Source organism: Acinetobacter sp. HR7 (assembly GCF_000773685.1).
In the GTDB taxonomy this organism is placed as follows: domain Bacteria; phylum Pseudomonadota; class Gammaproteobacteria; order Pseudomonadales; family Moraxellaceae; genus Acinetobacter; species Acinetobacter thermotolerans.
The window spans coordinates 25,077-36,832 of record NZ_JPQO01000205.1 but is presented as its reverse complement, the minus strand read 5'-3'; the positions used below and the strand labels follow the sequence as shown (position 1 = coordinate 36,832).

The 11,756-nt window shown below is 43.3% G+C and carries 12 protein-coding genes; 10 read left to right on the top strand and 2 right to left on the bottom strand.

Translation table 11 applies throughout. The features are described from left to right. Window positions 1–112: 112 nt before the first annotated feature. The 4 genes from GW12_RS12785 (at window position 113) to GW12_RS12770 (ending at window position 4,076) form a co-directional block, all read left to right on the top strand. Window positions 113–1,333 (top strand): efflux RND transporter periplasmic adaptor subunit, encoded by a 1,221-nt coding sequence (locus GW12_RS12785; protein WP_034588132.1) that lies wholly within the window; start codon window positions 113–115, stop codon window positions 1,331–1,333. After that, on the top strand, window positions 1,330–2,553 hold the full coding sequence (locus GW12_RS12780) for an FtsX-like permease family protein (RefSeq protein ID WP_034588130.1): 1,224 nt from the start codon (window positions 1,330–1,332) through the stop codon (window positions 2,551–2,553). Before GW12_RS12785 ends, GW12_RS12780 begins: the two co-directional genes overlap by 4 nt. Then, window positions 2,546–3,274, top strand: coding sequence for an ABC transporter ATP-binding protein (locus GW12_RS12775; protein ID WP_034588128.1), 729 nt, complete (start codon window positions 2,546–2,548; stop codon window positions 3,272–3,274). Before GW12_RS12780 ends, GW12_RS12775 begins: the two co-directional genes overlap by 8 nt. A 109-nt stretch (window positions 3,275–3,383) precedes the next feature. Continuing rightward, complete coding sequence (locus tag GW12_RS12770; RefSeq protein WP_034588125.1) at window positions 3,384–4,076, top strand: hypothetical protein; 693 nt, start codon at window positions 3,384–3,386, stop codon at window positions 4,074–4,076. Window positions 4,077–4,086: 10 nt separating this feature from the next. Here the strand turns inward: GW12_RS12770 and GW12_RS12765 are convergent, their stop codons facing one another. Further along, entirely contained in the window at window positions 4,087–4,278 is a 192-nt protein-coding gene (locus GW12_RS12765; RefSeq protein WP_034588122.1) for a hypothetical protein, read from the bottom strand. 392 nt (window positions 4,279–4,670) lie between these two features. Between GW12_RS12765 and GW12_RS12760 the strand changes: the two genes are divergently transcribed. The 5 genes from GW12_RS12760 to GW12_RS12740 all read left to right on the top strand — a co-directional run bounded on the left by GW12_RS12760 (window position 4,671) and on the right by GW12_RS12740 (window position 10,377). Beyond that, window positions 4,671–5,324, top strand: coding sequence for a YitT family protein (locus GW12_RS12760; protein ID WP_034588119.1), 654 nt, complete (start codon window positions 4,671–4,673; stop codon window positions 5,322–5,324). Between the two features lie 896 nt (window positions 5,325–6,220). Next, window positions 6,221–8,458, top strand: a complete 2,238-nt coding sequence (locus tag GW12_RS12755) for an NADP-dependent isocitrate dehydrogenase (RefSeq protein ID WP_034588115.1) — start codon at window positions 6,221–6,223, stop codon at window positions 8,456–8,458. 191 nt (window positions 8,459–8,649) lie between these two features. Continuing rightward, a complete protein-coding gene (locus GW12_RS12750) occupies window positions 8,650–9,003 on the top strand; it encodes a hypothetical protein (protein WP_034588112.1) in 354 nt (117 codons plus the stop codon). A 25-nt stretch (window positions 9,004–9,028) separates the two neighbouring features. Continuing rightward, window positions 9,029–9,283: a hypothetical protein gene (locus tag GW12_RS12745; RefSeq protein ID WP_052127925.1), complete on the top strand. Its 255-nt coding sequence runs from the start codon at window positions 9,029–9,031 to the stop codon at window positions 9,281–9,283. A 53-nt stretch (window positions 9,284–9,336) separates the two neighbouring features. After that, on the top strand, window positions 9,337–10,377 hold the full coding sequence (locus GW12_RS12740) for a metallophosphoesterase (protein ID WP_034588109.1): 1,041 nt from the start codon (window positions 9,337–9,339) through the stop codon (window positions 10,375–10,377). A 77-nt stretch (window positions 10,378–10,454) separates the two neighbouring features. Here GW12_RS12740 and GW12_RS12735 read toward each other — a convergent pair whose 3' ends face one another. Continuing rightward, window positions 10,455–10,877: an OsmC family protein gene (locus tag GW12_RS12735; protein WP_034588106.1), complete on the bottom strand. Its 423-nt coding sequence runs from the start codon at window positions 10,875–10,877 to the stop codon at window positions 10,455–10,457. A 147-nt stretch (window positions 10,878–11,024) separates the two neighbouring features. Here GW12_RS12735 and crp point away from each other — a divergent pair, with 147 nt between their 5' ends. After that, window positions 11,025–11,732 carry a cAMP-activated global transcriptional regulator CRP gene (gene crp / locus GW12_RS12730; protein WP_034588104.1) on the top strand — a complete coding sequence of 236 codons (708 nt, stop codon included), beginning with the start codon at window positions 11,025–11,027 and terminating at the stop codon, window positions 11,730–11,732. Window positions 11,733–11,756 lie beyond the last annotated feature (24 nt).

Sequence of the window (11,756 nt, the reverse complement as noted above, 5' to 3'; positions counted from 1 at the left end):
CAACTGAGCTGTGGAACCTCATTAGGTAAAATTAAGTGTAAATCTGCTAGTCTAGAGCCTTATTTATTGTTTGAGTTGAATAAGCGATTCACATCCATGCGGAGATCTCCATTTGCGTGCTGTCCACTTTAAAATTTTACTTGCTCTGTTACTGATCCTGCTGGTGGGGTTTGCATTGTTCCGTTGGTGGAAAGGACCAGTCATGCCGAGCTACACCTTAAATGAAATGGCATTGGTACAGAATGTGGTAGCAACCGGACGTGTGGCAACAGTATCCCGTGCTACGGTGGGCAGTGAAATTACAGGGGTGGTGCTGGAGCGTCGGGTACAAGAAGGGGATCAAGTTAAACCGGGCGATTTACTGGCCGTTTTAAAATCGGATGAACTGCAGGCGCAGGTGCGCCAAGCAGAAGTCGCATTGGCCGAGCTGGCCAACAATCGTCGTCCTCAGGCAAATGCTGAACTGGCTTCGGCCAAAGCCCAGCTGGAACAGGCCAGCCGTGAAGCCAGCCGGCGTCGTAATGCGGAAAAAGGCATACTTTCTACCGAAGAAATCGAACGGGCAGTCAAAGCAGAACGCGTGGCGCGCAGCAATTATGAAACTGCACGCCTAAAAGCCGCAGCACTGGCATCTGGACAGGTAGAAGAAGCGTCTTTACGTGAACAGCTTGCGGTAGCCAAAGCGCAACTGGACAAGACCAAAATTCGTGCAACCGTTGCCGGTACGGTGCTGACCCGTAATGTGGAACCGGGGGATCTGGTACAGCCGGGACAGACTCTATTTACTATCGCGTTAGATGGTAATACTGAAATTCGCGTGCCGCTGGATGAACGTAATCTTTCCCGACTGGCCTTACAGCAAAAAGCTACTGTAATTGCCGATGCCTATCCAGAAAAATCCTTCCCGGCATGGGTAAATTATATTGCCCCAAGTATTGATCCGCAGCGCGGTACGGTGGAGCTGCGACTGACCGTCAATCCAGTACCGGATTTCCTGCGTCAGGATATGACGGTTTCAGTCAATATTGAAACGGCTAAACGCAACCGAGCTCTGGCTATTCCTAATGATGCTTTAACGAGCATTAAAGGCGATCAAGCGGCCGTGCTTTTAGTGCGCAATGGCAAGGTGCAACGCCAGCTGGTGACTTTAGGACTACGTGGACAGGATCATACTGAAATCATTTCAGGTTTGAAGGCAGGTGATGAGGTATTGGCCAATCCGGAAGCAGACATAGAAGAGGGCTCACGTGTCCGCTTAAAGCCACAAAATATGTTGGCAACTAAATCAGCTGTTTCAAATACCAATAACGAAATACCGGTGAAATTCGATTGAAGAACTTTTTTAAAAGGCTCTGGACCGAATGGACCATCGCGGTCAGCTTCCTACGTGAAGGACGAGCACAGTCTATTATGATTACCGTGGGTGTCGCCGTCGGTGTCTCGGTGATTGTGTTTATTACAGCTCTGATTCAGGGACTGCAATCGAATCTGATCGAACGAACTTTGGGGACGCAGGCACACATTCGCCTATTATCGCCTGATGAAGTCAATCAGGTTGCGCCCAATAAAGAAGGCGTACTACAGTTGTTACTGGAAGATAAACGTGCGCAGAGATTGCGTTCCATCAACAATTGGCAGCAGACCTTGGATTCACTAGACCGACTGCCTATTCTGACCGCAGTGTCTCCAACAGTCTCCGGGCCAGCCTTGGTGCAGCGTGGTGAAGCAATTGAATCGGTAGCATTGGTCGGTATTGATCCAGAACGTTATCAACAGATTATTCCTTTAAAGCAGTATTTACAGAGCGGGCAGTTGCGGGTGGGGGCAGATGATGTGTTGATTGGCAGTGAGCTGGCCAAAGACCTCGGTGTGCAGGTGGGTAGCAAATTGCGTCTGGATACCGGTCAGGATGAAACCACTTTGGTTAATATTGCCGGGATTTTTGAACTCGGGGTACGAGAGTTAGATGCCCGTTATGTCTATCTGGATTTAAAACAGGCACAGTCTTTACTCAATCTGCCAGGTGGGGTCACCGTGATTGATCTACGTGTCAATGATCTTTTCGAGGCAGACCGGATTGCTGATCAGGTTGGACGTCTCACTTCCTTACAGGCCGAAAGCTGGATTGAAACCAATGCGCAGTTGATGAATGCGATTTCCTCACAAAGCCTTTCAACCAATATGATCATGGTCTTTATTACCATTTCCGTAGCTTTTGGGATTGCTAGTGTGATGTCGGTGAGCGTAGTGCAGCGTACGAGAGAAATCGGAATTTTACGTGCCACTGGTGCGACCCGGTCACAGATTTTAAGAGTGTTCTTATTTCAGGGTGCTATCTTCGGACTGGTCGGCTCAGCCATTGGGAGTGCAGTCAGTTATGGACTAGTCTGGGTATTTAATAATTTTGGTCCGGGCCTGTTTTATATTTCAGTGCCAATTGAACTTGTCTTCCTAGCATTGTTACTGGCCACTTTAACTGGCGTCTTGGCCGCAGCAGTTCCGGCACGCCGCGCAGCAGCACTTGATCCTGTGGAGGCGATCCGTCATGTCTGAACAATCACAGGAAGTGTTACACCTCGAGGCACTGCGTAAATCCTATAACATCAGTCAGCCGAATGAAGTCGAAGTATTACATGGCATTGACCTGTGTATTGAACGACGCGATTTTGCCGCTCTAATTGGTCCATCGGGTTCGGGTAAAAGTACCTTATTAAATATTCTGGGCTTGTTGGATCGACCGACCAGTGGTGAGCTGTATCTGCTCGGTCAGCCAACCAGTAAAATGCAGGACAGTGAACGTACCGCATTACGGGGTAGTAGCATTGGTTTTGTGTTTCAGTTCCATCACCTGATTCAGGCCTTTACTGCACTGCAGAATATCCTGATGCCGCTGATGCTGGCACATGGCAAACCGGACAAGCAGGCTACTGATCGGGCACGTGAATTATTGGCTGCCGTGGGGCTAGAAAAGTTTGCCGAGCGTAAACCGAATGAATTATCTGGTGGTCAGCAGCAACGTGTTGCTATTGCTCGAGCTTTAATTACTAATCCGGCTTTATTACTGGCCGATGAACCGACTGGGAATCTGGACACGCAAACAGCAGAAGACATGTTTGCGTTATTTCGTAAGGTACATGAAGAACGGGATTGCGCCGTACTCTTGGTTACCCATGATCCGCGTTTATCTAAGACCTGTGACCGAACCATTAATCTGGTAGATGGGCTGATTCAAAGCGATACTAGAGGGCAGGAGGTTGTGGAGGGATCAACGTAATAAACCTTTAACCCATAATTAAAAGCATATGATCGGTTCGATTTGCTGATATGAATCTTTTTATGACATCATAAAGTCAAAGAAAATATAAAAATTATAAGGAAAGCACATGTACTTTGGTCACTTTGCAGTGGGAATGGCACTTAAAGCCAAATATCAGGATATTCCTTTGTTCCCAATTATTTTAGGCGCAGGTTTTCTTGATGTTATTAACGGTATCTTGGTGGCAGTTGGTATTGAGAAAGTTACAGCTAATTTACAAGCTTTACCTTATTTATATTTTAATTTGACCTTTATTGAGTGGGATCATTCCTTGTTGATGGCGATTGTTTGGTCATTCGTTTGGGGTGCATTTTTTTTCAAAGATAAGCGCATTGCAGCAGTCGCTACATTGTCCTGTTTCTTGCATTTTATCGCGGATCTTCCAATGCATAATGTCGACTTGGCTTGGTATCCCTATGCTGAGCAATATTTAGGATTTGGATTGTGGAATAAATGGGGAGTTTGGTCCTGGATATTTGAGATTGGTTTTGCCGTGATACTGCTGGCTTATGCCTTTCAACAACATTTAAAAAGCAATGAAAATATTAAATGGCAGCTATTTTTTATCGGACTATTAGCATTACAAATGTCACCATGGACATCACCAATGAAGTTTGTCGCAATGTTATCAGAACCTTATGCATCAATTTTTTATGGCGTATTAGTGACAGTCGGTTTTATTGTTCCGACAATCATTTTGACGTGGCTTTATAAAAGAAGTGATCAGTTGAGTAAATGTATTAAGCCTGTAGTCAATTAAAAGCCATTAGCTATGGATTTTCGTCCTCTTCATCTTCATGCTGCTGACGTTTTTGATCACGTTTGATCTGCGGGTCTTTATCCACGCCTAACTGACCACGTTGAATTTCCCGATCCTGTTTTTCCTGAGGATCGAGCTCTTCTTCCGGAAATTCTTCATCTACGGCTTTTTCAATTTCTTCATTTTCATCTAGTCGAGCCATTAGTCTTCACCTGTTTAAAATCTTATTCTTTCTTGATTGTATAAAGCCCCGATCATTATTCTGTTGTATTTATAGTCTCAGTGATTTTAGAAATTGTTGCCGGTGTAATAGCGGATAAAACAGCAGCCGAATTTTTACTTTTTTAGCATTTGAAGTATCGGTTCACAAATTACTTTTCTTTAAACGGGGTAAATGTATTAATCTACAGCTAATTTCAGCTGAGCTCTTACCCAGAGTGAAATGAAATATCACATAAAAACCGGTTTAGATGTCATGACTGGCAAATAAATTGCATAAACAAAATACCGATTGGTTCTGCGTCAAAAGCACAGACCGTAATGAAACCCTCGGCTTCGTCACAAGCGGAAAAGAGTTTTAAAGGTTAGAACAACATGGCAATTCATCTTAACTCTCGCGTAATTTCTGCGCTGCGGCAGCCCGCAGCAACAGATCTCAGACAACACAGTTTGTTTGAAGATATTCAGGCACTTTTTTCAGGCACTTTATTTGTCAGCATTTGCATGAGCATGTTTGCCCAGGCAGGTTTATTGACTGGCAGTACGGCTGGTTTGGCTTTTGTGCTGCACTATGCTACAGGCTGGTCATTCAGTTTGATTTACTTTTTCATCAATGTGCCGTTTTACTGGTTCGCCTGGAAATATATTGGCCGTGCATTTACTTTAAAGACTTTTATATCAGTAGCATTACTGTCCTTGATCACCTATGTAGCACCTAAATATCTGCATATTGATTATTTGCATCCAGCCTTTGCCGCAATTGCCGGTGGTTTTTTAATGGGAGCAGGAGTGCTATTTCTTGCCCGGCATAAATCCAGCCTTGGAGGCGCGACGATTATTTCCCTATATGTACAGGAAAAGGGGGGGATCAAAGCGGGTAATATCCAGATGATTATTGATTCGATTGTGGTATTGCTAGCGTTGTGGATTGTGCCATTGGACAAAGTGCTTTGGTCCATTTTTGCTGCGGTGATTATGGGTAGTTTTCTGGCCATTAACCATCGGCCAGGGCGTTATCGGGCAGGTTAACAATAGAGAAATAGCTTTAATACCATCTGAGCGATTCAAACTGCAAAATAAAGGCAATGGGCGGATATCCATTGCCTTTTTTCATATCAGAAAGACCTCATTCGATGGCGAGTACAGGTTGTCTATAAAGTTGACTTGTGCTGGATGTAGCCCAGAAATCAGCTTTTCCATAACAAATTTCTACAATCATTTATGCAGTCCAAAGTGCAACAAATTGAGTCAAAAAGGGGGATTCTTGGTTCGAATTTTTGGGTTCGGAAATTACATTTTTAAAGCTGAATTTTGTGGAATCAATAAGCGAAAATCACATGACTTTACGAAAATTAAAAACAGTAAAATCAGCTATTTTGCTAGCATATTTCCGGGTTGTTTGAAATTGACCAATTTGTTTTGGGTGTCTTGTCACTAAGTCCAACTGATCAAAACAGATTTCATTACTTTGGGCTTATTTTTAATAGTTAAAAACTTTCATTTCTTGAATAGAAGTATCGAAAAGATGATTTAAATAATTTTCTGTATTTTTTATCGGCTGGTCAAAACCAAAAAACAGATGATTCTAGGTTGATAAAATTGCAGAAACACAAGTAATCATCTGGCTCTGGATAATCTTAAAAAATACATATCAATAAATTAGATAATTAATCAAAATAAATTATAAAATATTTGATAATAGATTTTTTCTATATGAATTTACTCGGAATTGTATGCAATATAACCAACGGAAAATTGCAACAAATTGTATGTTTTTTCAGCAAAATCACAACTTGAAATGATATTTCATTGACTGTAAAGCGCAGAGATAAGATACTTTCAAGGTTTAATTCAAACGTATCGGTTCATAGGGTCTGAGCCAAAAGCTTGATCCTCAAAACTCTATCAAACGCAAGGGGCTATATATGGCTGGTGGAAAGTCAAAAATCATTTATACACTGACCGATGAGGCGCCGCTACTGGCGACCTATTCACTACTGCCGATCATTGAGAACTTTACTAAGCCTGCTGGCGTTGAGATTGTCAAAACTGACATCTCTGTTGCAGCACGCGTGCTCGCAGAATTTTCAGATTACCTGACTGAAGAACAGAAAGTAACTGATAACCTTGCTGAGCTAGGCCGTCTTACCCAAGATCCAAGTACAAATATCATTAAACTTCCAAATATCAGTGCCTCTGTTGCTCAGTTAACTGCGTGTATTAAAGAGCTTCAATCTAAAGGCTATGCAATTCCTGATTATCCAGAAAACCCAACTACTGAAGAAGAAAAAGCACTGAAAGCTCGCTTCAGCAAATGTTTAGGTTCAGCTGTAAACCCTGTATTGCGTGAAGGTAACTCAGACCGTCGTGCACCTGCGGCAGTTAAAAACTATGCGAAAAAACATCCACACTCTATGGGTGAATGGAAAGCATGGTCACAAACTCACGTTTCTCACATGCACGAAGGTGACTTCTACCACGGCGAAAAGTCAATGACACTTGACCGTGCTCGCAACGTGAAAATGGAACTGATCACTAAGTCTGGTGAAACTATCGTTCTTAAGCCAAAAGTTGCGCTGCAAGACGGTGAAATCATCGACTCAATGTTCATGAGCAAAAAAGCGCTTTGCGAATTCTATGAAAAAGAATTAGCGGATTGTAAAGAAGCAGGCATCCTGTTTTCTCTACACGTTAAAGCGACTATGATGAAAGTGTCACACCCGATCGTATTCGGTCACTGTGTGCGTATTTACTACAAAGAAGCGTTCGAAAAACATGGCAAACTGTTTGACGAACTCGGCATTAACGTAAACAACGGTATGGCTGGTCTTTACGAGAAGATCGAGACTCTGCCGACTTCTTTACGTGAAGAAATCATTGAAGACCTGCACGCATGTCAAGAACATCGTCCAGCGCTTGCAATGGTTGATTCTGCAAAAGGCATCACTAACTTCCACTCACCTAACGACGTGATTGTAGATGCTTCTATGCCTGCAATGATCCGTGCTGGTGGTAAAATGTGGGGTGCTGATGGCAAGCCTTACGACTGTAAAGCAGTAATGCCTGAATCTACATTCGCACGTATTTACCAAGAAATGATCAACTTCTGTAAATGGAATGGTAACTTTGACCCACGTACTATGGGTACTGTTCCTAACGTTGGTCTGATGGCTCAAAAAGCTGAAGAATACGGTTCACACGATAAGACTTTCGAAATTCCTGAAGCAGGTGTTGCGAACATCACTGACATCGAAACTGGTGAAGTGTTGATGTCTCAAAACGTGGAAGAAGGCGATATCTGGCGTATGTGTCAGGTGAAAGACGCGCCGATCCGCGACTGGGTAAAACTGGCTGTAACTCGTGCCCGCAACTCTGGCATGCCAGCAATCTTCTGGTTAGACCCATACCGTCCACACGAAAACGAACTGATCAAAAAAGTTCAAACTTACCTGAAAGACCACGATACCGAAGGTCTGGACATCCAAATCATGTCTCAAGTACGTGCAATGCGTTACACACTTGAACGTGTTGCTCGCGGTCTGGATACCATTTCTGTAACTGGTAACATCCTGCGTGACTACCTGACTGACTTGTTCCCAATCATGGAACTGGGTACTTCAGCGAAAATGTTATCTATCGTGCCTCTAATGGCAGGTGGCGGCATGTACGAAACTGGTGCTGGTGGTTCTGCGCCTAAACACGTACAACAGCTGGTTGAAGAAAACCACTTACGTTGGGACTCTCTGGGTGAATTCCTTGCACTGGCTGTTTCTCTGGAAGAGCTGGGCATCAAAGAAAACAACGCACGTGCGAAACTGCTGGCTAAGACACTTGACCATGCAACTGGTCTGTTATTAGACAATGAAAAATCTCCATCACGTCGTACTGGTGAACTGGACAACCGTGGCAGCCACTTCTACCTGGCTAAATTCTGGGCTGAAGCGCTTGCTGCTCAAGACGAAGATGCTGAACTGAAAGCTAAATTCGCACCGATCGCGAAATCACTGGCTGAAAACGAAGCAAAAATCGTTGAAGAGCTGAACACTGTTCAAGGTAAATCTGTAGACATCGGTGGTTACTACGCAATTGATCCTGCGAAAGTAAATGCAGTAATGCGTCCAAGTGCTACGCTGAACCAAATCATTGAATCACTGAGCGCTTAATCAAGCCGTACTAACTTTGAGGTTAGTGAAGTGAAAAAAAACCGGTGCTTAGGCGCCGGTTTTTGTTTTTAAAATAAAAAATTATGTTTTTCTAAGGCGACAATTTGTGTCTTTCATCAGCCGTTTATAAATGGATTTATTGCTTCAGTTTCTTATACTTAAAAGGAAAGATAGTAAAGAAAGAGAAGGCAATGCAAATTATAAAAACAGTTAATCATCAAGAAATTCAGCAACAAATCACTCTAGATCAAAACTACGAACAGATCATTCAGCAATTTCAACCTGAAGTGATCATGGCTGAACATGAAAATGAAAATCATCAGGTACTTCAGCTTGCGGTTCAGCATTGGGCAGGTTATGGGCTGTATTTTCCTAAGTTGAATCAGCTAGATCAGAAATTCTTACAGGCTCAATTTCCAAAGGTCTTTTTACTCAAAACAGATGATCCGAATATTGCCCAGTTTGAACAATATGGACAGGTCGTATTTAATTCTGAGGAATACCAGCAAGAAGTAAAATCACTTTTATATTTTGAGGCTTTCTAATCTTCACAAAATAGGGTACATAATATTGAAAAGCATTGAATTTCATCAGGTACGACAAATCCTCAATCAGCTTTGGGATCCGATTGGTGTAGGCGATGTGGCAGCCTGTCAGGATGAATATGACAGCTATGCACATGATGTTTGCCGGATGTTAAATGGCAATTATTCAGCGACGGAAATACAAGATTATCTTTATGAAATCGAGTCGGAATTTATGGGACTTGAACCATCGATTCAGCGTATTGACAATACCGTAACAGCGCTGAAAAAATTAAAATAATAGTTGTAACCAGAGTTTCACTGTTATCACTTAATGTCGCAGGAGGTATCTGAATGTCATATCAGTTCATCCAGCCGATTCAGGGAAATCGGTTCGACATTGTTGGCGATATTCATGGTGAAATTGATGCCTTAAACAGCCTCCTGCATGTCATGGGCTATAACCTCGAAGGTGAACATCCACAGCAGCGCAAACTGATTTTTGTTGGCGATCTGTGTGACCGCGGACAGAACAGTGTCGCAGTGATGCGTCAGGTCAAGCTGTTAATGGAGCGCGGCAAAGCTTACTCTATTTTGGGTAATCATGAACTGAACCTGCTGAATGAATCCTGTCGTGAAGGCAATGGCTGGTATTTTGGTTCTCCGCATATGGATGACCAGAAGTCTTTTAATTCCGTACCCGCTACCCCTGAAGACCAGCAGTGGATTTTACAATTTTTGCAAACTTTACCTATTGCGCTTGAATCCGAGCAGCTGCGTGTGGTGCATGCCTGCTGGGATGAAACCTCAATTTTTCGCTTAAAGACACTGGATCATCGGCATTTACGTGAAGCCTATGATCATTTTGTCCAGCAAACCCAGCAACAGATAGATGATGTAGGCATTGCAGAACCCGCATTGCAGGAAGAAGAGCAGTACCGTAAAGAACTCACCGATCCCAATAGTGAAATTCCATGGCTCAAACATCTGGCTCAAAAAGAATGGATTGAGCAGATGTATAACCCGATTAAGGTTGTCACCTCAGGTGCCGAGTATATGACTGATAAGCCGATCTATGCGGGTGGCAAATGGCGCATGAAGGACCGTCTGCCGTGGTGGGAACATTATCATGATGATATCCCGGTGGTGATCGGACATTACTGGCGTAAATTGAATCCAACTGAAGGCAAGGCCGGACTGTTCCAGCGAATTGATCCCTTGCAGTGGTTCGGTCAAAAACAGAATGTCTTTTGTGTGGATTATTCGGTGGGGAAACGTTATCTGGATCGACAGCAGCAGCGTGAATTTTCAAATAAATTGGCGGCACTGCGATGGCCGGAAAAGCAGGTGATTTTTGAGGATGGTTCAACTTATCAGACCTATGCTGCGGACTGAGTAAATTCTCTACAAAAGTATTTTTTAGAGAAAGAAAAAGCGGCCACCTGGACCGCTTTCTTTTTATATGAGCTGAATTATTCAGCTTCAATAATTTCAAAATCGTGAGTGATTTCTACACCGCCATCAGACAGCATTTTGCTAGCAGAACAGTATTTTTCTGCAGACAGTTCTACGGCTTTAGCGACTTGTTTTTCTTTAATGCCTTTACCGGTCACCACAAAATGCAGGTGAATCTTCGTAAATACCGCAGGAATGGCATCCGCACGTTCCGCTTTCAGTTCACAGCGAACGTCAGTAATCTCCTGACGCGCTTTCTTTAAAATAGTGACAATATCAAACGAAGCACAACCACCCAGACCAGTCAAAATCAGTTCCATTGGGCGAGGACCACGGTTCTCACCGCCGTATTCTGGCGAGCCATCCATTACCACAGTATGACCACTCTGAGTTTTTGCCTCAAAAGCAACATTCTCTAGCCAATGTACACTTGTTTGCATTGCAACTACCTAAAAAAAGCTATAAATTTACGAAGTAACTGTACACTAACATAAATTGGGTTGATAAGGAATTTCATTCCCACTGTGTGACAAGTTCATATTAGGTCTTGTGCGATCTAAAAATTATCCTTATTTGGAACTGTTAGCATGACTTCAAACTTTTCACAATTAAGCACAGATGCGCTGTCTCCGGGCCAACTGCCAGAATCGGTGAAAGCATTATTAAAACGTGCATATATTAATCGTTACCCAAAACGTACAACGATCGTTGATGCAGGAACAGAATCCAAATCTTTATATTTGATTCTGAAGGGGTCTGTATCGATCATTCTTCGTGAAGATGATGAGCGTGAAATTGTCGTAGCGTATTTGAACGCAGGTGACTTCTTTGGGGAAATGGGCTTATTCGAAGCAAATCCACAACGTACTGCAGAAGTGCGTACACGTGACGTTTGTGAAATTGCCGAGATTAGCTACGAAAATTTTCATGAACTGAGCAAGCAATATCCTGACTTAAGTTATGCGGTATTTGCCCAGCTGGTTCGCCGTCTGAAAAATACCACCCGTAAAGTGACTGACCTGGCATTTATCGATGTGTCTGGCCGTATTGCACGCTGCCTGATCGATCTGTCTGCTCAGCCTGAAGCGATGATCTTGCCAAATGGTCGTCAGATCCGGATTACCCGTCAGGAAATTGGCCGTATCGTGGGCTGTTCCCGTGAAATGGTGGGCCGTGTCCTGAAAACTTTAGAAGAGCAAGGCATGATCGAGACCGACGGTAAAGCAATTTTGATTTTTGATGCTTCACTAGAAGAGAATGAAGCACCGGCTGAAGAAGAGTTTGAAGAAGAATAAAATTCAGATACTAGAAAAGAGCAA